This is a genomic window from Paraburkholderia sp. BR14320 (genome assembly GCF_040948665.1).
In the GTDB taxonomy this organism is placed as follows: Bacteria; Pseudomonadota; Gammaproteobacteria; order Burkholderiales; family Burkholderiaceae; genus Paraburkholderia; species Paraburkholderia youngii.
Genome location: NZ_JBFPKG010000006.1, coordinates 188,308 through 209,769, shown reverse-complemented (window position 1 = coordinate 209,769; position 21,462 = coordinate 188,308). Strand labels below are relative to the sequence as shown.

Sequence of the window (21,462 nt, the reverse complement as noted above, 5' to 3'; positions counted from 1 at the left end):
TGTCTTCATGCGCCGACTCGCCCTATCGCTGCTGCCCGTCCTGCTGCTCGCCGCTTGCGCCGGCGCGCCGCAAAAGACGTCGCGCGGGTCCGGCGGCACCGTCGTCGCGAACGGCGCCTACCACGAGCCGCCGCCCGGCTTCCCCCATTTCGTCGATCACAGCATCGGCCGCGAGGAAATCTCGATTCAGGCGATGAGCCTCGTCGGCGTGCCCTACCGCTGGGGCGGCAATACGCCCGACAGTGGCTTCGACTGCAGCGGTCTGGTGCGCTATGTGGTGCTGCGCGCGGCGTCGGTGAACCTGCCGCGCACGACGGCCGAGATGAGCGGGCGCGGCGAATCCGTCGAGCCGGACGAAATCGCGCCCGGCGATCTGATCTTTTTCAATACTACCGGGCGCGCGCATTCGCACGTCGGCATCTACGTGGGCAAGCTGCGCTTCGTCAACGCGCCATCGACCGGCGGCACAGTGCGGCTCGACTATCTGACCAATCCCTACTGGGCGAAGCGTTTCGACGGCATCCGCCGGATGGCGGGACCGGCGGCGACGCCCGCGCCGTTCGATACGCCGAGCTATCAGGCGGCCGCGCCGCAAACGGAGCGCGCTGCCGCGGGCGCGGCGGCGACGGTGGCGGTTCGACCAGCGTCGACCTATGCCGGCACGATCCCGCCGACCGGTGCAGGCAGCGGCACGCCCGTCGCGCAATCCGATCAATTCGAGCCGCCGCCGTCGGGCCTCAGCGCCGCGCAACTGCAGGCGCGCTCGGCGGGCGCGGTGGCACCGACGCTGGTCCCGGTGGCTCAGACACGCACGTATGAAAGCGGCGCTCCTTCATCCGCTCAACCGATCCAGCCAGCCACGACTGCCCGCGTCCTCCCGCCAACCGCACCCGACGCAATCGACGCCGCCGCCGATGCATTCGAGCCGCCGCCGCCCGCATCCATCGCGGAACGCCAGGCCCGCCAGGCACAGCAGACCGACGGCGCTGGCGCCGTGCAGCTGATGCGCGCGTCGACGGTTTCCCACGGCGTGCCCGCCCCCACGCAAAGCAGTGACGACCCGATCGCCCGTTTCGCGAACGGCAACTTCTGACGTCGTGATCTGCTATCGTCATCGATATTCTTTCGACGGCGGGTAACGACCATGGAACTCGGGCTCAAAAATAAGGTGGTGCTCATCACCGGCGGCAGCAAAGGCATCGGTTTCGCCTGCGCGCGGGCCTTCGCACAGGAAGGCGCGAAGGTCGCGATCGTGTCGCGCGACCCCGCCAACCTCGCGCGCGCTTACGAACAGCTGAAACAGGAAGGATTCCACGTGCATCGCACGCGTGCCGACCTGCACGAGCCGCACAGTGCCGCCGATATCGTCGAGGAAGTCAGCGCCGCGGTAGGCCCGATCGACGTGCTGATCAATAGCGCCGGCGCCGCGCGCCGGTACGACCCCGAGACGCTCGATGCCGACGCATTTCGGGCGACGATGGAGGCGAAGTATTTCCCGTATATCTATCCGCAGCAGGAGGTGCTGCGCCGTATGGCCGAGCGCGCGAAGGCCAACGGCGGTGCCGAGCCGGGCACGATCGTCAATATCATCGGCATGGGCGGCAAGATCGCGAGCGACATCCATATCGCAGGCGGCGCGGCCAACGCGGCGCTGATGCTCGCGACCGTCGGCCTCGCGCACTACTACGCGCGCTATGGCATCCGCATCAACGCGATCAATCCGGGTGCGACGCTGACCGAGCGCGTCGAGGAAGCGGTCCGGCTGGAGGCGGCGCAACAAGGCATCGGCAACGACGAAGCGCTCGCGCGCGGCCAGGCCAGGACGCCGCTCGGCCGCTACGCAAAGCCGGAGGAAATCGCCGACGTGGCGCTGTTCCTCGCGAGTCGCCGTGCAAGCTATGTGACGGGCGCGATCATCCCGATGGACGGCGCAAACGCACCGCTGATCTGAACGGAAAGAGCGACGCGACGGCCTTCAGGACGGCGCAGTCGCGCGTTCAATCGAACTATGCAGGGAAACCGGTGCGATGTAACGGGCAGCATGAAGCCGAAGCCCGCGCGTGCGGTTCAGCCAGAGTCGGCCGATCGAGCAGCGCAGGCCTGCATCGCACGGTGATTACAGGAAGTGGTGGCCCAGCCACCAGGCTCCGCCGGACAGCAGCGCGGATGCCGGAATCGTCAGAATCCACGCCCACACGATGTTACCGGCCACGCCCCAGCGCACCGCGCTCAACTTCTGCGTCGCGCCGACCCCGACGATCGCGCCGGTGATCGTATGGGTGGTGGAGACGGGAATGCCGAGCGCCGACGCGGTGAACAGGGTAAGCGCTCCGCCCGCCTCCGCACAGAAGCCGCCGACCGGCTTCAGCTTCGTGATTTTCTGTCCCATCGTGCGGACGATGCGCCAGCCGCCGAACAGCGTGCCGAGACCCATCGACAGATAGCAGCCGCCGATCACCCACAGCGGCGGCGCATCCGCCTTCATCGACGCAAACCCGGTTGCGATCAGCAGCATCCAGATGACGCCGATTGTCTTCTGCGCGTCGTTGCCGCCATGACCGAGGCTGTACAAGCCGGCGGAGAGCAGTTGCAGGCGGCGGAAGCGCCTGTCGACCTTGCTCGGCGGCGTGCGGAAGTACAGCCACGACACCAGCAGCATGAAAAACGAACCGAGCACGAAGCCGAGCAGCGGCGAAATGAAGATGAACGCGACGGTCTTCATCAGGCCGTCCCAGTTCAGCGATCCCCAGCCCGACTTGGCGAGCGCCGCGCCGACGAGGCCGCCGATCAGCGCGTGCGATGAGCTGGACGGAATGCCGTAGACCCAGGTAATCACGTTCCACGCGATCGCGCCGACCAGCGCGCCGAAGATCACGTAATGATCGACGATGTCCGGATCGATCGTGCCCCTGCCGACGGTTGCGGCCACCTTCAGGTGAAACACGAAATACGCGATGACGTTGAACGCCGCCGCGAACGCCACCGCCTGCTGCGGCTTCAGCACGCCGGTCGATACGACCGTGGCGATCGAATTCGCCGCGTCGTGAAAGCCGTTCATGAAGTCGAACACCAGCGCAATGGCAACCAGGCCGGTTACGACCCAGATAGCGAGTTGTATCGATTGCATTATGCGTTTTCCAGCACGATGCCTTCGATGATGTTCGCCACATCCTCACACTTGTCCGTGATCGTTTCGAGCAGCTCGTAGATCGCCTTCAGCTTGATCAGGACCTTGACGTCGTCTTCCTCGCGGAACAGCTTCGACATCGCCGCGCGCAGCACGCGGTCGGCTTCCGATTCGAGCCGGTCGATTTCCTCGCAGGCCTTCAGGATCTGGCGCGCCTGCTTCATGTCCGACAGCAGGCTGACCGCGAACTGCACGCGCTCGCAGGTCGCCGTGCAGATATGCGCGAGCTGGCTCGCCTCCGACGTGACCGCTTGCACGTCGTACAGCGAGATCGCGGTGGCGACGTCCTCCATCAGGTCGAGGATGTCGTCCATCGTCGTGATCAGCTTGTGGATCTCGTCACGGTCGAGCGGCGTGATGAAAGTCTTGTGCAGCAGGTCGATGGCTTCGTGCGTGAGCTTGTCGGCCGCTTTCTCGGCCTTTTGCACGTTTTGCTTGTGGATTTCGGCGTCCTGCAGATTGTCGATCAGGAGCTCGAGTTCGCGGCTCGCCGAGATGATGCACCTTGCGTGCGAATTGAAGATTTCAAAGAACTTGCCCTCGGTGGGCATGAATCGACCGAACATTGGGATCCTGGAAATGGGTCACGTAATGGCTGACATAAAACCGCCATATTGTACCGTTCCGCCATCATTGCCGCACTCGCAACAGCGCCGTTACAACAGCCCACGGCGCTTCGCGTCACTCGCCGCCGTAGAAGTTCTGCGCACCTGCAAAATTGTCGAACTTCGTGTATTGACCATGGAACGTGAGCCGAACGGGGCCGATTGGACCATTCCGCTGCTTGCCAATGATGATCTCCGCCGTGCCCTTGTCGGGGCTGTCCGGGTTGTACACTTCGTCGCGGTAGATGAACAGGATCACGTCGGCGTCCTGTTCGATAGCGCCCGATTCGCGCAGGTCCGACATGATCGGCCGCTTGTTTGGCCGCTGCTCGAGGCCGCGATTCAGCTGCGACAATGCGATCACCGGCACGTCGAGCTCCTTCGCGAGGCTCTTCAGCGAACGCGAGATTTCCGAGATTTCGGTCGCGCGGTTTTCGCCGGCCGACGAGCCGCTCATCAGCTGCAGATAGTCGATGATGATCAGCCCGAGCTTGCCGCACTGGCGCGACAGCCGGCGCGCGCGCGAGCGCAGTTCCATTGGGTTCAGACCGCCGGTTTCGTCGATGAAGATCTGCGCCTCGCTCATTTTCTGCACCGCGTGCGTGAGCTTCGGCCAATCCTCGTCGGTCAGACGCCCGGTACGCATGCGATGCTGATCGAGCCGGCCAACCGAACCCAGCATACGCATCGTGAGCTGGGTGCCCGGCATTTCCATCGAGAACACCGCGACCGGCAGTCCGTACTCGACCGCGACGTACTCGCCGATGTTCATCGAAAACGCCGTCTTACCCATCGACGGACGGCCCGCGACGATGATCAACTCGCCGCCGTGCATGCCTGAGGTCATGCGGTCCAGATCGACGAAGCCGGTTGGCGTACCGGTCACGTCGCTCGGATTGGCGGTGTGATAGAGCGTGTCGATCCGTTCGACCACTTCGGTCAGCAGCGGCCCGATCTCGAGGAAGCCCTGGGTGCCGCGCGCGCCGTCTTCGGCGATCGAGAACACCTTCGATTCCGCTTCGTCCAGCAATTGCCGGACTTCCTTGCCTTGTGGGTTGAACGCGTCGGCGGAGATTTCATCGGCGACCGACACGAGCCGGCGCAGCACCGCGCGGTCGCGCACGATTTCCGCGTAGCGGCGGATATTGGCGGCGCTCGGCGTGTTCTGCGCGAGCGCGTTCAGGTAAGCGAGGCCGCCGACCTCTTCCGCCTTGCCCGAGGTGCCGAGCGCTTCGTAGACGGTGACCACGTCGGCCGGACGCGTGGCCGCGATCAGCTTGCCGATGTGCTCGAAGATGATGCGGTGGTCGTAACGGTAGAAGTCGCTCTGCGCGAGGAAGTCCGCGATGCGGTCCCACGCCGCGTTGTCGAGCAGCAGGCCGCCCAGCACCGATTGCTCGGCTTCGATCGAATGCGGGGGGACTTTCAGCGACTCGAGTTGGGGATCTTTGGACGGTGCGTTCATGGGGAGGAATTATCGGGCAATCCGACGACGGCTGCGAGCGGAAAAAACGCCAACTCGGGGGATACACGACGATAGTCGGGCACAAAAAAAGCAGGGGCCGGTTACCCGGCCCCTGCCCTTCACCAGCGAAGTGCTGGCTGATCCTGCGTGATGCTCAGCGCTCGACTTAGACGTGCTCGCCGATCACAGCCACCGTCACATCGACGAGAACGTCGGTGTGCAGCGAAACCTGAACCGGGTGCTCGCCAACCATCTTCAGCGGGCCTTCCGGCAGACGCACTTGCGCCTTTTCCACTGCGAAGCCTTGCTTGCCCAGTGCTTCGGCGATGTCGGCGTTCGTCACCGAACCGAACAGACGGCCGTCGACGCCGGCTTTTTGATTGATCTGAACGGTTTGGCCTGCCAGCTTTTCGCCTTGAGCCTGAGCGGCTGCCAGCTTTTCAGCGGCGACCTTTTCGAGTTCTGCGCGGCGCACTTCGAATTCAGCCAGGGCTTCCTTCGTTGCACGGCGAGCTTGCTTGTTCGGGATCAGGAAATTACGTGCGTAACCGTCCTTGACCTTCACGATGTCGCCCAGGTTACCCAGATTGACGACTTTTTCCAGAAGAATGATTTGCATTCGGATGCTCCTTATCGCGTCGTCGGGTTAGGCCTTGTGCTGGTCGGTGTACGGCATCAGCGCGAGGAAACGCGCGCGCTTGATAGCCGTGTCCAGCTGGCGTTGATAGTGCGCCTTGGTACCCGTGAGACGTGCCGGCGTGATCTTGCCGTTCTCGCCGATGAAGTCCTTCAGCGTTTCGATGTCTTTGTAGTCGATGTACTCGACGCCAGCGGCCGTGAAACGGCAGAACTTCTTGCGCTTGAAGAGCGGGTTCTGTTGCTGACGACGCTTGTCGAATTTCTTACCAGTCGGGCGGGGCATGATTAGTCCTTTCCAATGTCCTGCAATGCTGTGATGTGAAATACCAGAGTTCGCGCGTTACGGTGCTTTTTAGCCAGAAAACCTGTGAAGAGCGTTTCGACGCCCATCTGACAGTTTTCGAGCTTACCGCTCGCTTCGCCCGCGGCGACCGCCTGCATGGTTAGTTCGACCTGACGGGCAATGCCCGCCTCGACGACTTCCGTGCGGTGGTGCAACGTGCAGCTCGCAATCGGAACGCCGGCGGGGGTGTACCGCACCGCTTCGCGTTCGACGACGCTCGCCGTAAGTTGCAGCCGGTTCATGTACTTGAGATGCCTTCGTGTACGTGAGCGGAGCGACGCTGCGTGTCTGGTAGCTTAAATAGTGTGTCTTAAGCCTGCGCTTCGGTCGGCTGAGCGGCTGCCGACTTCTTGGCTTCTTCGCGCTGCACTTCCTTCATCATCGGCGACGGGCCGGTTTCGGCCTTCTTCATCTTGACGATCAGGTGACGCAGAACGGCGTCGTTGAACTTGAACGCATGTTCCAGCTCGTCGAGCGTGGTCTGGTCGCATTCGATGTTCATGCAGACGTAGTGAGCCTTCGCGAGTTTCTCGATCATGTAGGCCAGTTGGCGACGGCCCCAGTCTTCGACGCGGTGAATCTGACCACCGTGCGACGTGATCGTGCTCTTGTAACGCTCGATCATGGCGGGCACTTGCTCGCTTTGATCGGGATGCACGATAAAGACGATTTCGTAATGACGCATTACACACTCCTTGTGCTGACTTTTGGATAGAAGCCGCCCGGGCGTCGGAACCGGTGCGGCAAGTGAGAAGCCGAAAAGTGTAACCCGAATGGTGAAGGGTTGCAAGGCATGCCGCCGATTCGGCCATGGAATCGAATGTGTTTTCAAGAGCTTAGGGATTACAGAACCGGGGAAATCCGGCCGCGGCAGCCGCTCAACCCGCTTCTGTGCGTTGGCTGCCGCTCTGCAACCGCGCTCTGAGCGCCGCTTCGAAGCCCGTGAGCGCATCGGGCGCGGCGTCCGTGATCGCCCACCAGGTCATGCCCGCCGCGTCCCAGTGTGCGATCGAATAGCCGTCGTGACCAAGCGACGCCGGCGCCGCGCCCCCCGCCGTGGACTGCGGAAACACGTACACGTCGATCACGTGCTTGCCGTAGCGGTACACGAGCACCGCGACCCGCTGATGCGCGAGGTAGTCGAGCCGGCCACCCTGAAGCGCGAAGCCGGCCGCCGCGAGGTCCTCGACCGGCGGCGAATAGTCGAGTCGGCCGTTGAACCATGGCTTCACCGTGTGACGGTCTGTCGAAATCACGTCGATGTCGCGGCCGGAGACCTGCGCGCGCACATGGCTTTCGACGAGTTCGTCGGTGAACGGCGAGGATTCGGCCGGACGGTGCAGTGTCAGCGTCAGGACCGCGGCGGCTGCGCACAACGCGATCACCAGTGCCACAAGACCGCCGCGCGCGGCCGCGCGGTTTGCCCCGCCCGCGCCGAGCGGGCCGCCGAAGCCCCCGAGCCAGCCGTCGAGCCACACGGACCACCTCGCCGCGCGACGCTGACGCCGAGGTTGCTGCGTCGCCGGCTGCGTCATCCCGGCGGCGGACTGCTTCGGCACATCGTCAGGCGCACCCGTCGCGGCCAAAACCACGCCCCCTTCGTCGACGACGCCGGGCAAACCCGCCACGATCCGCGCCCGCAACGACTGCGGCGCCCGATGATACGGCGCCGCGCGCAGCGCGCCACTCAACGCACGCACGTTGTCGCTCGCGCGCCGGCAATCGTCGCAGCTCTCGATATGCTGCTGGACGCGGCGCGCATCGGGCGCCGGCAATTCGTGATCGGCATTCGCATCGAGGAGCGGCCGAGCTTCGTTACAGTCCATCCGGCGTCTCCTGAGCGGGGTCGGCGGCAGCGCCGGGAATGTTGAGGGGCCGGCCGTCGGCAAACGCCCGGAGCTGTGTCACTGTTGCGGTCGCGGGCATACCCGCCGACGAGCCCGGGCGACCGTCGCCTGAACTTCTGGCCGGCTGGGCGCAAGGTGCAGGGGCCGCGGTGGCCGCAGACCGTGCGAGTCGCCCGGTCTGCGCGTCCCGATCCGGCGGCCCCTCCTGCCGGCTACCCTGCCCGCCTTTACGCGCCTTGCCGACTGGCTCCCCTCCGCCTCGCTGCTGCGCCATCAACACCTCCGCCAGCTTGCGCCGCCCACGCGCGAGCCGCGACATCACCGTACCGATCGGCACATCGGCCACCACCGCGATCTCCCGATATCCCATCTCTTCGAGCTCACGCAAGATCAGCACCTCACGATACTCGACCGGCAAAAGCGCCAGCGCATCGTGCACCAGTCGCACATCCTCGTCGCGGATCAGCAGCGTCTGCGGATCGTCACCGCCTGCGCTCCAGCCGTCGAGGGTCGTGTCGTCCATCGTTTCGTCGAATTCGAGCATGTCGTGCGACGGCGCGCGCCGCCGCCATTCCGTGTACCAGGTGCGGCGCACGATCGCGAGCAGCCACGGCCGCGCGGAGTCGCCGCGAAACGTATCGAAGAAGCGGAACGCGCGCATGAACGCTTCCTGCACGACGTCCTCGGCATCGTTCGGATTGCCGCACAGCCAGCGCGCAAGGTTGTACGCGGCGTCGAGATGCGGCAACGCCAGCTGCTGGAAGCGGCGGCTTTTCGCTGCATCGGCGTCGGCATCGGCGTCGGCGCCGGCATCTGGCTCGCCGCGCGCGTGGGCGGCGTCTGAGTCGGTCTGGACCACGTGGGTCCCTCCAAGGGCATGGCGGCTGCGTCGTGCGGGTCGCTGCTGTCGAGCGCCCCGCGTGGTGTCGTTGCTGTCTTTCACAGCAGAACTGGCCATAGACCCAGTTTATTCCCGAGTTCCGCCAGCAATCCCAAAAAGTTCGGGCTCGCCCGCGCGCCTCTCGCCACCTCTCTCGCCAACCAATACGCCCGCTAGTACGACGGCCGGTTCCAGTAGTCGTCGCTGGCGTACACGTCTTTCAGATAGTCGATGAAATATCGCACCCGCGCCGGCACGTAGCGCTGCTGCGGATAGACCGCGAGGATGTCGTAATCGGGCAGCGCATACTCATCGAGCACGGTTTCGAGCTCGCCGCGCGCGAGCTGCTGCTGGATTTCCCATGTCGAGCGCCAGCCGAGTCCGAGCCCTTCCGAAACCCAGCGATGCAGCAGTTCGCCATCGTTGCAGTCGAGCGAGCCGCCAACCCGCACCGTCGCGAGCTTGCCGTTGCGGCGGAAGTACCAGCCGCGGTTCTGCCCGCCTTGCAGATTGAATGCGAGGCAGTTGTGGGCCGGCAGATCCTCGAGCGTCCTCGGCTTGCCGTGAAGGCGGAAATACTCGGGCGTACCGCACACCACGCGCCGGTTCGACGCGAGCTTCACCGCGACGAAGTTCGGATCGACCGTGCCGCCGATGCGAATCGACAGGTCGTAGCCCTCGCGCACCAGATCGACGACCCGGTCGGTCAGATTGAACGACATCTGCAACCCGGGCTTGTCGCGCAGAAATGCGGGCGCGAGCGGCGCGACGTGCTTGCGGCCGAACGCGGCCGGCGCCGACACGATCAGATGGCCATTCACCGCGCGGCGCCCCGCGCTCAGTTCGTTTTCCGCCTGATCCCACTCGCTGAGGAGCCCGCGGCAGCGTTCGAGAAACGCCGCGCCGTCCTCGCTGACCACCAGCCGCCGCGTCGTGCGATACATCAGCTTGACGCCGAGGCGCTTCTCCAGCGCGTCGATGCGCCGCCCGAGAATCACCGGCGAAACGCCCTCCTCCAGCGCCGCCGCCGCGAGACTGCCCGCATCGGCAACCCGCACGAAGGTTTCGATCTGTTTGAAGCGGTCCATGCTCGTCTCCCACCTGTCTCTTGCCGGGCTGATGATGCCGGCCGTGCGCCGGGCGCCACGCCATTCGATACTTTTTGTTTCGGAATAAGCGACCCGGACTGATCTTATCAAACCTTTGGCGCAGGCCTACAGTGTCCCTCAACCGACGTAATTACCGACATTGAGGAGACATCCATGGCCAAGATGAGAGCCGTCGACGCCGCCGTTCTGGTGCTCGAAAAAGAAGGCATCGATACCGCGTTCGGCGTGCCGGGCGCCGCGATCAACCCGTTCTACTCGGCGATGCGCAAAGCCGGCGGCATCAGCCACGTGCTCGCGCGTCACGTCGAGGGCGCATCGCACATGGCCGAGGGCTATACGCGTGCACAGCCGGGCAACATCGGCGTATGCATTGGCACGTCGGGCCCTGCCGGTACCGACATGATCACCGGTTTGTACTCCGCCCAGGCTGACTCGATCCCTATTCTGGCTATCACGGGTCAAGCGCCGCGCGCGCGTTTGTACAAGGAAGACTTCCAGGCCGTCGATATCGAAGCGATCGCGAAGCCCGTCACCAAGTGGGCCGTGACCGTGCGCGAGCCGGCGCTGGTGCCGCGCGTGTTCCAGCAGGCGTTCCATCTGATGCGCTCGGGCCGTCCGGGTCCGGTGCTGGTCGACTTGCCGATCGACGTGCAGCTGGCCGAAATCGAATTCGATATCGACACGTACGAACCGCTGCCGGTCTACAAGCCGAAGGCAACCCGCAAGCAGATCGAAGCGGCGCTCACGCTGCTCAACGATGCCGACAAGCCGCTGATCGTCTCGGGCGGCGGCGTATTGAACGCGGTGGCCGAAGACCTGCTCGTGAAGTTCGCCGAAACGGTCGGCGTGCCGGTAATCCCGACACTGATGTCGTGGGGCGCGATTCCCGACGACCATCCGCTGATGGCCGGCATGGTCGGTCTGCAGACCTCGCACCGCTATGGCAACGCGACGATGCTCGCATCCGACTTCGTGCTCGGCATCGGCAACCGCTGGGCCAACCGTCACACCGGCAGCGTCGATGTGTATACGAAGGGCCGCAAGTTCGTGCACGTCGATATCGAACCGACGCAGATCGGCCGCGTGTTCGGTCCGGATCTCGGCATCGTGTCGGACGCGAAGGCCGCGCTCGAACTGTTCGTCGAAGTCGCCGGCGAATGGAAGGCCGCGGGCAAGTTGAAGGATCGCAGCGCATGGGTCGCCGATTGCCAGCAACGCAAGCGCACGATGCTGCGCAAGACGCACTTCGACAACGTGCCGATGAAGCCGCAGCGCGTGTATGAAGAGATGAACCAGGTGTTCGGCCGCGACACCTGCTACGTGAGCACGATCGGCTTGTCGCAGATCGCCGCGGCGCAATTCCTGCACGTGTACAAGGCGCGCAACTGGATCAACTGCGGCCAGGCCGGCCCGCTCGGCTGGACGATTCCAGCGGCGCTCGGCGTGCGCGCGGCCGACCCGCAACGGCCGATCGTCGCGTTGTCGGGCGACTACGACTTCCAGTTCATGATCGAAGAGCTTGCGGCCGGCGCGCAATTCAAGCTGCCGTACGTGCATGTCGTCGTGAACAACTCGTACCTCGGGCTGATCCGCCAGGCGCAGCGCGCGTTCGAAATGGACTACTGCGTGCAGCTCGGCTTCGAGAACATCAACTCGCCGGAGACCAACGGCTATGGCGTCGATCACGTCGCGGTCGCCGAAGGTCTCGGTTGCAAGGCGATTCGCGTGTTCAAGCCCGAAGAGCTGAAGCCGGCGCTGCAAAAAGCGCAGTCGATGCTCGCCGAGTTCAACGTGCCGGTGATCGTCGAAGTGATTCTCGAACGTGTGACCAACATCTCGATGGGCACCGAGATCGACGCGATCAACGAGTTTGAGGAACTCGCCGAGAAGCGCGAGGACGCGCCGACGGCGATCAGCCTGCTCGACTGAGCGTCGCGGGTTCGCAGTACCCGCAGCATTCAGCGCGCACGATGCGCGAGGGCCGAGCTCATGCTCCGCGCCCTCGCCTCATCATGCCCAGCGCGCCATTCCCTGACCGACCTGAGAGACAAAAGCACCATGCCGAAATTCGCAGCGAACCTGACGATGCTGTTCAACGAAGTGCCGTTCCTCGACCGTTTCGCGGCAGCAGCCAATGCCGGCTTCCATGCCGTCGAATTCCTGTTCCCGTATCCGTATTCGATCGCCGAATTGAGCGAACGTCTGCAGCAGAACCGCCTGAAGCTGGTGCTGCACAACCTGCCGGCGGGCAACTGGGAAGCCGGTGAACGCGGCATCGCGTGTCTGCCGGATCGGGTCGCCGAGTTCCAGGAAGGCGTCGGCCGCGCGATCGAATACGCAAGCGCGTTGAAGGTGCCGCAACTGAACTGCCTCGTCGGCATTCCGGGTGTGAACGTGTCTGCCGACACCGCCCGCGCGACGATCGTCGGGAACCTGCGCTTTGCCGCGCGCGAGTTGAAGAAGGCCGGCATCCGGCTGCTCGTCGAGCCGTGCAACTCGTACGACATTCCGGGCTTCGCGCTGAACCGTTCGCGCGACGGACTCGACGTGATTCGCGAAGTCGGCTCGGACAATCTGTTCCTGCAATACGACATCTATCACATGCAACGGATGGAAGGCGAACTCGCGGCGACGATCGAAAAGAACCTCGCGCAGATCGCGCATATCCAGCTTGCGGACAACCCCGGACGGCATGAACCGGGCACCGGCGAGATCAACTATCCGTATCTGTTCGCGCTGCTCGACTCGCTCGGCTACGACGGCTACGTCGGTTGCGAATACAAGCCGCGCACGACGACCGAAGCCGGCCTCGGCTGGGTGCAAAGCGTCGCTGGTCAGGCACGCGGCGCGGCACATGCGGCGGCTTGAGACGCGTCAGGCTTAACGCACGCTCCCTATAACACTGGAGATTCACACACATGGCAAAGATCGGCTTCATCGGGCTCGGCATCATGGGCGCGCACATGGCGCGCAACCTTATAAAGGGCGGTCATACGCTGTTCGTGAACGGCGCCTATCCGGTACCGGACGACATCGCGAAGAGCGCGAGCGTGGTCGCCAGTTCGACCGCCGTCGCACAGGCCGCCGACATCGTCATCATCATGGTTCCGGACACACCGGACGTCGCCAACGTGTTGTTCGCTGATGACGGCGTCGCCGCTGGCCTCACCAAAGGCAAACTCGTGATCGACATGAGCTCGATCTCGCCGCTCGACACCCAGGCGTTCGCGAAGAAGATCAACGCGCTCGGCGTCGACTATCTCGATGCGCCGGTGTCCGGCGGCGAAATCGGCGCGCGCGACGCGACGCTGACGATCATGGTCGGCGGTCCCGAGAAAGCCTTTGCTTTAGCCAAGCCGCTGTTCGAACTGATGGGCAAGAACATCTCGCTGATCGGCGAGAACGGCGCGGGTCAGACCTGCAAGGTCGCCAACCAGATCATCGTCGCGCTGAACATCGAAGCGGTCGCGGAAGCGCTGCTGTTCGCGTCGCGCTCGGGCGCCGACCCGGAGCGCGTGCGCCGCGCGTTGATGGGCGGCTTCGCGTCGTCGCGAATTCTCGAAGTGCATGGCGAACGCATGACGAAGCGCACGTTCAATCCGGGCTTTCGCATCGAGCTGCATCAGAAGGACCTGAATCTCGCGCTCGATGGCGCGCGCAAGCTTGGCATCGCGCTGCCGCATACCGCGAGCGCGCAGCAGTTGTTCAGCGTGTGCGCGGCAAACGGCGGCAAGGCATGGGACCACTCGGCGATGGTGCGCGCGCTCGAAATCATGGCGAATCATGAGGTCGCGCAAACGCCCGAGAGCAAGGAAGCGAAGGCGGCTTGAGGTCCCTTCGTGTTCCTGTGTGATTGAGCTCGTCGTTGATTGCGCTGATGACCGCTTCGGCATCCGCGCGGTAATGATGAGCACAGGTGGGGCGCCCGTTCGTCGCCCGGCGGCTTCGGCCGCAGGCGCAGCGAAACGGGCAAATCGCGCCGCTCTGGGCTGAGAGCGGCAAGTGGGGTCCGCAGCGGCACCCGGCGACGCCGAGGAAGCCTTGGTCGGTCAGACGTCGTCGTCGGGTGTCCGGCTGTCGGATTCGTCGATCAGTATGTATCGAACACCTTTTGCAACGCAGCCGGCGCCGTATGGCCCGCTGCGAGCGCCAGCATCAACAGCACGCGCGCCTTGTACGGATTCAGCGTACCCGCGCTGACGAAGCCGAGCGCTTCGTCGGCTGCCGCGCCGTTGCGCATCACATGTCCCGAGCCCACACGCGACGAGCGCACCACCGCGATGCCGCGCGACACCGCGTCGGCGAGCGCCTGCTGCAACGCCTGATGGATCGAGCCATTGCCCGTGCCCGCGATGACGAGGCCGCGCACGCCCGCGGCGATGAGCGCATCGACGGCAATGCGCGACACGCCCGCATAGCTCGCGACGATCTCTACGTGCGGCCACGCCGTATCGATCGCGAACTCGCTCGCAAGCGTATGCGCGCGCACCACACTGCGTTGAAACTCGACGCGCCCATCCTGCACCCAGCCAAGCGCACCGATTTCCGGCGACTGGAATGCGTCGACCGCATAGGTGCTCGTCTTCACGACGTCGCGCGCGCAATGGATGCGATTGTTGAACGCGACCAGCACGCCCTGCCCGCACGAAGCCGCATGCGCCGCGACCGTCACCGCGTTCAGCAGATTCAACGGACCATCGGCCGATAGCGCCGACGCCGGCCGCATCGCCGCGGTCAGCACGACGGGCTTGTCCGACTTGACGGTCAGGTGCAACAGGTAGGCGGTTTCTTCGAGCGTGTCGGTGCCGTGCGTGACGACCACGCCGTCGACGTCGTCGCTCGCGAGCAGCGCGTTGATACGTTGCGCGAGCGTGGTCCACAGCGGCAGCGCCATGTCCTTGCTATCGACGCTGGCGATCTGCTCCGGCGCGACGCGCGCGACCGTCGACAGTGCCGGCACCGCCGCGAGCAACTGATCGACGCCGACGACGCCCGCCTGATAGCCGGACGTGTTGGCGGCATCCGGTGCCGCGCCGGCGATCGTGCCGCCGGTCGCGAGCACGGCGATGCGCGGCAACAAGGAAGCGGAGCCCGGCGTGCTCGGAGGAGTCGGGAGAGAGGATGTCGAGGTATTCATGGCGGCGATTGTAAGCGATGCGCCGCGCGCCGCCATGCGTGAAAGCGCGAGGCTTAAGCGGCCTCGCGCAACTGCGCCGCGATATCGGTCTCGCTCAGTTGCGGCGCGAACATTTCGATCAGCCGATACGCGTACGCGCGCAGGAACGCGCCCTTGCGCAAACCGACGCGCGTCGTGCTCGCCTCGAACAGATGCTGCGTATCGAGCGCGACGAGTTCGGTGTCGCGCTTCGGATCGTAGGCCATCGCCGCGACCACGCCAATGCCCATGCCGAGCTCGACGTAGGTCTTGATCACGTCGGCGTCGATCGCGGTCAGCACGACGTCGGGCAACGCGCCTGCTTTCGCGAATGCCTGGTCGATATGCGAGCGGCCCGTGAAGTCCTGGTCGTACGTGACGATCGGGAATTCGGCGATCTCGTCGAGCGTCAGGTTTTCGCGGCCGACCAGCGGATGATCCTTCGGCACCACCACCACGTGATGCCACGAATAGCACGGGAACGTGACGATGTCGGGGAAGCGGTCGAGCGCCTCGGTCGAGATGCCGATATCGGCCTCGCCGTTGATGATCATCTGCGCGATCTGCTGCGGGCTGCCCTGGCGCAGCGCCAGATGCACCTTCGGGAACACCGACGTGAACTGCCGGACCACCTTCGGCAGCGCGTAGCGCGCCTGCGTGTGGGTGGTCGCGACGACGAGATGGCCGCTGTCCTGATCCGCGTACTGACGCGCGACGCGGCGCAGATTCTCCGCATCGAGCAGCATCCGCTCGATCAACTGATGCACGGCCTTGCCCGGTTCAGTGAGGCCCGTGAGCCGCTTGCCGCGGCGAATGAAAATGTCGACGCCGAGCTCGTCCTCGAGGTCCTTGATCTGTTTCGACACGCCCGACTGCGACGTGTACAGCACGTTCGCCACTTCCGTCAGGTTCATGTTCTGCCGCACGGCCTCGCGCACGAAGCGCAATTGCTGGAAATTCATCGTTGTGTCTCCGGTTCTGCCAGAGTTGAGTTATTAGAGCTGTCAAATGCCAAAGGGAACCACTCGGTACGGCCGATACGTTTCTCGCCTGCTTCGTGCGCCGCACGGCGGCGCTGCCGTCTCACTGCGCCGGAAACACCCGCAGCGCGCGCGGCACTGCGGTCACACCGTCGCCGACCGCGAGTTGCAGATCACGCCACGTTTCGCGATCGAGTTCGGCTTCGAGCAGATTGCCCTCGCGACCGGCGAGTTCGACGCGCACCGAGCCGCCGAGCGTCACCACGCGCCGCACGTCGACGACGATGCCGTTTCGATGCCCGGCTGCCTGCGAATACAGCTGCAGATCATGCGGCCGCACATAGGCGAACGCGGGACCGCTGAAACCCGCCGTGATCGCGACCGGCAGCGCGGCGCCATCGACGACGAAGCCTTGCGCATCGACGTTGCCGTGCAGACGGTTTGCCGCGCCGAGAAACTCATAGACGAACGGCGTCTGCGGATGGTCGTACACGTCCTGCGGGCTTCCCACCTGCTCGACATGCCCTCGATTGAGCACGACGATGCGATCGGCCACTTCGAGCGCTTCTTCCTGATCGTGCGTGACGAAGATCGTCGAGATATGCAGATCGTCATGCAAACGGCGCAGCCAGCTGCGCAGTTCCTTGCGCACCTTCGCGTCGAGCGCGCCGAACGGCTCGTCGAGCAGCAGCACCTTCGGCTCCACGGCCAACGCGCGCGCAAGCGCAATGCGTTGCCGCTGACCACCGGACAGCTCGGACGGATACCGTTGCGCAAGCCAATCTAGTTGCACGAGCTTCAGCAGTTCATGCACCTTCTCGCGAATCACCTTCTCCGACGGACGTTCTTTGCGCGGCTTTACGCGCAGGCCGAACGCGACATTCTCGAACACCGTCATATGACGGAACAGCGCGTAATGCTGAAACACGAAGCCGACCTCACGCTCGCGCGCGCCGACCGCCGCGACGTCCTGGCCTTGCAGCTCGACCTGGCCGCCGTCCGCGTATTCGAGGCCCGCGATCACACGCAGCAAGGTCGTCTTGCCGCAACCCGACGGCCCGAGCAGCGCGACGAGTTCGCCTGGCGGGAAGTCGAGCGACACGTTGTCGAGCGCGACGAAATCGCCGAAGCGCTTTTGCAGGTTACGAACGGTGATACCCATTTACAGCTCTCCTTGCTTGAGCGGATGTCGCTGCGACGCAGGCGTGGCGTCGACGAAAAACGAATGAGAAGCGGACTGCGCGCTATTGGCCTGTGATGCACCGCCCGGCGCCGGTCCCGCATACGCGGGCACCTCACGCGCCGCCGACAGTTCCGCCGACATATGACGCTCGGCCAGCAGCTTGAGCCCCAGCGTGACCAGCGCCAGCAGCGCGAGCAGCGAGGCCACGGCGAACGCGGCCGAGAAGTTGTACTCGTTGTAGAGGATTTCGACGTGCAGCGGCATCGTGTCGGTCTGCCCGCGAATATGGCCGGACACCACCGACACCGCGCCGAACTCGCCCATCGCGCGCGCATTGCACAGAATCACGCCGTACAGCAGGCCCCACTTCACGTTCGGCAGCGTCACACGACGGAACGTCTGCCAGCCCGATGCGCCGAGCACGTGCGCGGCCTCTTCCTCGTCGTTGCCCTGCGCCTGCATCAGCGGGATCAGCTCGCGCGCGACGAACGGGAACGTGACGAAGATCGTCGCGAGCACGATACCCGGCACCGCGAAGATGATCTGCACGTTGTGATCTGCGAGCCACGGGCCGAACCAGCCCTGCGCGCCGAACATCAGCACGTAGATCAGACCGGAGATCACCGGCGACACCGAAAACGGCAGGTCGATCAGCGTGGTCAGCAGCGCCTTGCCGCGGAATTCGAACTTCGCGATACACCACGACGCCGCGAGGCCGAACACGAGGTTCAGCGGCACCGCGATCGACGCGGTGAGCAGCGTCAGCTTGATCGCCGACAGCGCATCCGGATCGGCGAGCGCTTCGAAGTAAAAACGCAGCCCCTTGTTCAGCGCCTGGTAGAACACCGCGGCGAGCGGCACGACCAGGAACAGCGCGAGAAACAACAGTGCGACGCCGATCAGCAGCCAGCGCACAACGGGCGGTTCGCTGACCGGATCGGGGCGGCGCGCACCGCTTGCCGGGTTGGTCGGACGGCGGCTCATGGCGCACCTCCACCGATTGCGGCGACGCTCGTGGCAGCTGGCGCGGGCCCCGCATTGCCGCGGCTCGTGCGGCGCTGCAGCCACCACTGCAGCGTGTTGATCAGCAGCAGCATCAGAAACGACACGACCAGCATCACGACCGCGAGCGCCGTCGCACCCGCATAGTCGTACTGCTCGAGCTTCGTGATGATCAGGAGCGACGTGATCTCCGACTTCATCGGCACATTACCGGCGATGAAGATCACCGAGCCGTATTCGCCGAGCGCGCGCGCGAAGGCGAGCGCGAAGCCGGTCAGCAGCGCCGGGAACACGGCCGGCAGCACGACGCGGCGAAACGTGAGCCAGCGCGACGCGCCGAGGCACGCGGCCGCCTCCTCCTGCTCGCGCTCGAACTCCTCGAGCACCGGCTGCACCGTGCGCACGACGAACGGCAGGCCGATGAACGTCAGCGCGACCAGCACGCCGACCGGCGTGAACGCGATCTTGATGCCGAGCGGCGCGAGGAACTGGCCGATCCAGCCGTTACCCGCATACACGGCCGCGAGCGAAATACCGGCGACCGAGGTGGGCAGAGCGAACGGCAGATCGACGACCGCATCGACGATGCGCTTGAACGGAAACCTATAGCGCACCAGCACCCACGCGACGAGAAAGCCGAACACCGCGTTGATCAGCGCGCCGCCGAGCGCCGAGAAGAACGTCAGCCGATACGACGCGAGCACGCGCGGCGACGTGACCGCGCGCACGAACTGGTCCCAGTCGAGCGTCGCGGTTTTCAGAAAGGTCGCCGCCAATGGAATCAGCACCACGAGGCTCAAATAAGCCACCGTGATGCCGAGTGTCAGGCCAAAGCCGGGCAATGCGCTCGGCTTGCGGAAAGTCAACGTGGTCATGCTGGATACTCGTTCATGGTTGATGCTCGCGGTTGTTCGTTTTGCTGTGTTGCCGTACTGCGGTGTTGCCGCCCTGCTGGCCACCGGACCCCGGTTAGCCGAAAGCGCGCCCACTGGGCGCGCTCTTTTGCCTGTGCCTGTGCTTCAGGCCGTGGTTGTTACTGCGGCTGATAAATCGAATCGAACACGCCGCCGTCCGCGAAATGGGTCTTTTGCGCGTTGGTCCAGCCGCCGAACGAATCGTCGATCGTGTACAGCTTCAGCTTCGGAAACTTCGCGGTCAGATCGGCCGGCACCTTGTTCGATCGCGGACGATAGAAATTGCGTGCGGCGATCTCCTGGCCTTCCTCGCTATACAGGAAGTTCAGATACGCGTCCGCCAGCTTGCGCGTGCCGTGTTTGTCGACGACCTTGTCGACCACCGCGACCGGCGGCTCGGCCAGAATGCTCGCCGACGGCACCACGATTTCGAACTTGTCCGGGCCGAACTCCTTCACCGACAGGAACGCCTCGTTTTCCCACGCGATCAGCACGTCGCCGATATCGCGCTGCACGAAGCTGGTGGTCGCGCCGCGCGCGCCCGAATCGAGCACGCCGGCGTTCTTGTACAGCTTGCCGACGAACTCCTTGGCCTTCTGGGCGTTGCCGCCCGGCTGATGCTCGGCGTACGCCCAAGCGGCCAGGTAGTTCCAGCGCGCGCCGCCCGAGGTCTTCGGATTCGGCGTCACGATCGACACGCCCGGCTTCACCAGATCGTCCCAATCCTTGATGTGCTTCGGGTTGCCCTTGCGCACCAGAAACACGATCGTCGACGTGTACGGCGATGCGTTGTCCGGCAGACGCTTCTGCCAGTTCTTGTCGACGAGCCCCTTGTTCGCGATCGCGTCGATGTCGTAAGCGAGCGCAAGCGTCACGACGTCGGCCTGCAGACCATCGACCACCGAGCGGGCCTGCGCGCCCGAGCCGCCGTGCGACTGCTTGAAGGTGACGGCTTCGCCGGTCTTGGCCTTCCATTCCTTGCTGAATGCCTGATTGATGTCCTGATACAGCTCGCGGGTCGGATCGTAGGACACGTTCAGCAGCGTGGTGTCGGCGTGCGCGACACCGCTTGCGCCCAACATGCCGAGCGTACCCGCCGCGCCGACGGCAAGCGCCGTGATCAGTTTTCTGGTTCGAGCCGCAAGCCCCGTATGCCGATGGTTCATTTCAGTTTTTCTCCGCGTGATGGTCCGCTGATAAGCGTCTGGTGTCGTTTTGCGTCGCGGTCACGTGCACATGAGCGCCAACCCGGAAGCCAGTCTATCGAAGGGCTTTCATCATTAAAAATAATGTTTCCTCATTTTTTAATGCCCAAAAGTGGTAACGGCAGACGCGCCGGCTGTTCCGACGCCGAAAACGCCGCCATGTCGCCGATAAACGACGCCCCAGCGCGCCCCTTGCGCCGAACTTAAAGTAAAGCTTGAAATGCGCCGAATACTGTATAAAAATACAGTCACCTGTTCATACATACAGTGGCCATGACAAAACTCACCGCACGACAGCAGCAGGTTTTCGATCTGATCCGCCGCGCGATCGAACGCACCGGCTTTCCGCCCACTCGCGCGGAAATTGCCGCCGAACTCGGTTTCAGTTCGGCCAATTCCGCGGAAGAGCATCTGCGCGCGCTGGCGCGCAAGGGCGTGATCGAACTGGCGGCCGGCGCGTCGCGCGGCATCCGCCTGCTGTCCGGGCAGGAGGATGCGCCGCACCAGTTCACGCTGCCACATGCGGGCCTGATGCAGTTGTCACTGCCCCTGATCGGCCGGGTCGCGGCGGGTAGCCCGATCCTCGCGCAGGAACATATCTCGCAGCACTACGCGTGCGACCCGGCGCTGTTCTCGAGCAAGCCCGACTACCTGCTGAAGGTGCGCGGCCTGTCGATGCGCGACGCGGGCATTCTCGACGGCGACCTGCTCGCGGTGCAAAAGCGCAGCGAAGCGAAAGACGGCCAGATCATCATTGCGCGCCTTGGCGACGACGTGACGGTCAAGCGTCTGAAGCGCCGGCCGAACGGCATCGAGCTGATCGCCGAAAACCCCGACTACGACAACATCTTCGTGGAAACCGGCAGCGCGGATTTCGCGCTCGAAGGGATCGCGGTCGGGCTGATTCGCCCCAGCGAGTTCTGATCCTTCGCTGTTGCCGGAACGCTC

Annotated in this window: 22 protein-coding genes; 6 read left to right on the top strand and 16 right to left on the bottom strand. The window is 64.4% G+C overall.

From position 1 onward, the window contains the following. Positions 1–7: 7 nt before the first annotated feature. Both AB3X89_RS09055 and AB3X89_RS09050 read left to right on the top strand, forming a co-directional pair. Positions 8–1,093, top strand: coding sequence for an NlpC/P60 family protein (locus AB3X89_RS09055; RefSeq protein WP_368582862.1), 1,086 nt, complete (start codon positions 8–10; stop codon positions 1,091–1,093). A 51-nt stretch (positions 1,094–1,144) separates the two neighbouring features. Then, a complete protein-coding gene (locus AB3X89_RS09050) occupies positions 1,145–1,951 on the top strand; it encodes an SDR family NAD(P)-dependent oxidoreductase (protein WP_368582860.1) in 807 nt (268 codons plus the stop codon). A 165-nt stretch (positions 1,952–2,116) separates the two neighbouring features. Here the strand turns inward: AB3X89_RS09050 and AB3X89_RS09045 are convergent, their stop codons facing one another. From AB3X89_RS09045 to AB3X89_RS09000, 10 genes are all read right to left on the bottom strand, one after another. Next, a complete protein-coding gene (locus tag AB3X89_RS09045) occupies positions 2,117–3,127 on the bottom strand; it encodes an anion permease (protein WP_368582859.1) in 1,011 nt (336 codons plus the stop codon). After that, complete coding sequence (locus AB3X89_RS09040; RefSeq protein ID WP_368582858.1) at positions 3,127–3,753, bottom strand: DUF47 domain-containing protein; 627 nt, start codon at positions 3,751–3,753, stop codon at positions 3,127–3,129. Before AB3X89_RS09040 ends, AB3X89_RS09045 begins: the two co-directional genes overlap by 1 nt. Before the next feature lie 115 nt (positions 3,754–3,868). Then, positions 3,869–5,257 (bottom strand): replicative DNA helicase, encoded by a 1,389-nt coding sequence (locus tag AB3X89_RS09035; RefSeq protein WP_368582857.1) that lies wholly within the window; start codon positions 5,255–5,257, stop codon positions 3,869–3,871. Between the two features lie 166 nt (positions 5,258–5,423). Next, positions 5,424–5,876: a 50S ribosomal protein L9 gene (rplI, locus tag AB3X89_RS09030; protein ID WP_013089313.1), complete on the bottom strand. Its 453-nt coding sequence runs from the start codon at positions 5,874–5,876 to the stop codon at positions 5,424–5,426. 27 nt (positions 5,877–5,903) lie between these two features. Next, positions 5,904–6,179, bottom strand: coding sequence for a 30S ribosomal protein S18 (gene rpsR, locus AB3X89_RS09025; RefSeq protein ID WP_008922421.1), 276 nt, complete (start codon positions 6,177–6,179; stop codon positions 5,904–5,906). A gap of 2 nt (positions 6,180–6,181) precedes the next feature. Further along, complete coding sequence (gene priB, locus AB3X89_RS09020; protein ID WP_176108684.1) at positions 6,182–6,481, bottom strand: primosomal replication protein N; 300 nt, start codon at positions 6,479–6,481, stop codon at positions 6,182–6,184. 68 nt (positions 6,482–6,549) lie between these two features. Beyond that, complete coding sequence (gene rpsF / locus AB3X89_RS09015) at positions 6,550–6,924, bottom strand: 30S ribosomal protein S6 (protein WP_013089311.1); 375 nt, start codon at positions 6,922–6,924, stop codon at positions 6,550–6,552. A 193-nt stretch (positions 6,925–7,117) separates the two neighbouring features. After that, positions 7,118–8,065 (bottom strand): anti-sigma factor, encoded by a 948-nt coding sequence (locus tag AB3X89_RS09010; protein ID WP_368582856.1) that lies wholly within the window; start codon positions 8,063–8,065, stop codon positions 7,118–7,120. Continuing rightward, a complete protein-coding gene (locus tag AB3X89_RS09005; protein WP_368582912.1) occupies positions 8,055–8,945 on the bottom strand; it encodes an RNA polymerase sigma factor in 891 nt (296 codons plus the stop codon). The genes AB3X89_RS09010 and AB3X89_RS09005 overlap by 11 nt, the downstream gene beginning before the upstream one ends. 194 nt (positions 8,946–9,139) lie before the next feature. Continuing rightward, the gene (locus AB3X89_RS09000) at positions 9,140–10,054 is read right to left on the bottom strand and encodes a LysR substrate-binding domain-containing protein (protein WP_368582854.1); all 915 of its coding nucleotides are present in this window, start codon (positions 10,052–10,054) and stop codon (positions 9,140–9,142) included. 174 nt (positions 10,055–10,228) lie between these two features. Here AB3X89_RS09000 and gcl point away from each other — a divergent pair, with 174 nt between their 5' ends. The 3 genes from gcl (at position 10,229) to AB3X89_RS08985 (ending at position 13,905) form a co-directional block, all read left to right on the top strand. Further along, a complete protein-coding gene (gene gcl, locus AB3X89_RS08995) occupies positions 10,229–12,004 on the top strand; it encodes a glyoxylate carboligase (RefSeq protein ID WP_152851937.1) in 1,776 nt (591 codons plus the stop codon). A 129-nt stretch (positions 12,005–12,133) separates the two neighbouring features. Next, entirely contained in the window at positions 12,134–12,943 is an 810-nt protein-coding gene (otnI, locus tag AB3X89_RS08990) for a 2-oxo-tetronate isomerase (RefSeq protein ID WP_368582853.1), read from the top strand. A 50-nt stretch (positions 12,944–12,993) separates the two neighbouring features. Continuing rightward, on the top strand, positions 12,994–13,905 hold the full coding sequence (locus AB3X89_RS08985) for a 2-hydroxy-3-oxopropionate reductase (RefSeq protein WP_368582851.1): 912 nt from the start codon (positions 12,994–12,996) through the stop codon (positions 13,903–13,905). 260 nt (positions 13,906–14,165) lie between these two features. On the opposite strand, the gene AB3X89_RS08980 is transcribed toward AB3X89_RS08985, so the two are convergent. The 6 genes from AB3X89_RS08980 to AB3X89_RS08955 all read right to left on the bottom strand — a co-directional run bounded on the left by AB3X89_RS08980 (position 14,166) and on the right by AB3X89_RS08955 (position 20,475). After that, positions 14,166–15,212: an asparaginase gene (locus AB3X89_RS08980; RefSeq protein WP_368582850.1), complete on the bottom strand. Its 1,047-nt coding sequence runs from the start codon at positions 15,210–15,212 to the stop codon at positions 14,166–14,168. Positions 15,213–15,265: 53 nt separating this feature from the next. After that, positions 15,266–16,192, bottom strand: coding sequence for a CysB family HTH-type transcriptional regulator (locus tag AB3X89_RS08975; protein ID WP_013089301.1), 927 nt, complete (start codon positions 16,190–16,192; stop codon positions 15,266–15,268). 121 nt (positions 16,193–16,313) lie between these two features. Then, complete coding sequence (locus tag AB3X89_RS08970) at positions 16,314–17,372, bottom strand: sulfate/molybdate ABC transporter ATP-binding protein (protein WP_368582849.1); 1,059 nt, start codon at positions 17,370–17,372, stop codon at positions 16,314–16,316. Next, on the bottom strand, positions 17,373–18,377 hold the full coding sequence (gene cysW / locus AB3X89_RS08965) for a sulfate ABC transporter permease subunit CysW (protein WP_368582848.1): 1,005 nt from the start codon (positions 18,375–18,377) through the stop codon (positions 17,373–17,375). Further along, complete coding sequence (cysT, locus tag AB3X89_RS08960) at positions 18,374–19,270, bottom strand: sulfate ABC transporter permease subunit CysT (protein ID WP_368582847.1); 897 nt, start codon at positions 19,268–19,270, stop codon at positions 18,374–18,376. Before cysT ends, cysW begins: the two co-directional genes overlap by 4 nt. A 158-nt stretch (positions 19,271–19,428) precedes the next feature. Next, positions 19,429–20,475, bottom strand: a complete 1,047-nt coding sequence (locus AB3X89_RS08955; RefSeq protein WP_368582846.1) for a sulfate ABC transporter substrate-binding protein — start codon at positions 20,473–20,475, stop codon at positions 19,429–19,431. A 312-nt stretch (positions 20,476–20,787) separates the two neighbouring features. Here AB3X89_RS08955 and lexA point away from each other — a divergent pair, with 312 nt between their 5' ends. Continuing rightward, positions 20,788–21,438 carry a transcriptional repressor LexA gene (gene lexA, locus AB3X89_RS08950; RefSeq protein WP_008922406.1) on the top strand — a complete coding sequence of 217 codons (651 nt, stop codon included), beginning with the start codon at positions 20,788–20,790 and terminating at the stop codon, positions 21,436–21,438. Positions 21,439–21,462 lie beyond the last annotated feature (24 nt).

Bases quoted from the DNA above. Each gene is read 5' to 3' on its own strand.
- lexA (WP_008922406.1), top strand. From the start codon at position 20,788: ATGACAAAACTCACCGCACGACAGCAGCAGGTTTTCGATCTGATCCGC.
- rplI (WP_013089313.1), bottom strand. From the start codon at position 5,876: ATGCAAATCATTCTTCTGGAAAAAGTCGTCAATCTGGGTAACCTGGGC.
- AB3X89_RS09050 (WP_368582860.1), top strand. From the start codon at position 1,145: ATGGAACTCGGGCTCAAAAATAAGGTGGTGCTCATCACCGGCGGCAGC.
- AB3X89_RS09010 (WP_368582856.1), bottom strand. From the start codon at position 8,065: ATGGACTGTAACGAAGCTCGGCCGCTCCTCGATGCGAATGCCGATCAC.
- priB (WP_176108684.1), bottom strand. From the start codon at position 6,481: ATGAACCGGCTGCAACTTACGGCGAGCGTCGTCGAACGCGAAGCGGTG.
- AB3X89_RS08970 (WP_368582849.1), bottom strand. From the start codon at position 17,372: ATGGGTATCACCGTTCGTAACCTGCAAAAGCGCTTCGGCGATTTCGTC.
- cysW (WP_368582848.1), bottom strand. From the start codon at position 18,377: ATGAGCCGCCGTCCGACCAACCCGGCAAGCGGTGCGCGCCGCCCCGAT.
- otnI (WP_368582853.1), top strand. From the start codon at position 12,134: ATGCCGAAATTCGCAGCGAACCTGACGATGCTGTTCAACGAAGTGCCG.
- AB3X89_RS09035 (WP_368582857.1), bottom strand. From the start codon at position 5,257: ATGAACGCACCGTCCAAAGATCCCCAACTCGAGTCGCTGAAAGTCCCC.
- AB3X89_RS08955 (WP_368582846.1), bottom strand. From the start codon at position 20,475: ATGAACCATCGGCATACGGGGCTTGCGGCTCGAACCAGAAAACTGATC.
- rpsF (WP_013089311.1), bottom strand. From the start codon at position 6,924: ATGCGTCATTACGAAATCGTCTTTATCGTGCATCCCGATCAAAGCGAG.
- AB3X89_RS09045 (WP_368582859.1), bottom strand. From the start codon at position 3,127: ATGCAATCGATACAACTCGCTATCTGGGTCGTAACCGGCCTGGTTGCC.
- AB3X89_RS08975 (WP_013089301.1), bottom strand. From the start codon at position 16,192: ATGAATTTCCAGCAATTGCGCTTCGTGCGCGAGGCCGTGCGGCAGAAC.
- cysT (WP_368582847.1), bottom strand. From the start codon at position 19,270: ATGACCACGTTGACTTTCCGCAAGCCGAGCGCATTGCCCGGCTTTGGC.
- AB3X89_RS09055 (WP_368582862.1), top strand. From the start codon at position 8: ATGCGCCGACTCGCCCTATCGCTGCTGCCCGTCCTGCTGCTCGCCGCT.
- AB3X89_RS08985 (WP_368582851.1), top strand. From the start codon at position 12,994: ATGGCAAAGATCGGCTTCATCGGGCTCGGCATCATGGGCGCGCACATG.
- AB3X89_RS09040 (WP_368582858.1), bottom strand. From the start codon at position 3,753: ATGTTCGGTCGATTCATGCCCACCGAGGGCAAGTTCTTTGAAATCTTC.
- rpsR (WP_008922421.1), bottom strand. From the start codon at position 6,179: ATGCCCCGCCCGACTGGTAAGAAATTCGACAAGCGTCGTCAGCAACAG.
- AB3X89_RS09000 (WP_368582854.1), bottom strand. From the start codon at position 10,054: ATGGACCGCTTCAAACAGATCGAAACCTTCGTGCGGGTTGCCGATGCG.
- gcl (WP_152851937.1), top strand. From the start codon at position 10,229: ATGGCCAAGATGAGAGCCGTCGACGCCGCCGTTCTGGTGCTCGAAAAA.
- AB3X89_RS08980 (WP_368582850.1), bottom strand. From the start codon at position 15,212: ATGAATACCTCGACATCCTCTCTCCCGACTCCTCCGAGCACGCCGGGC.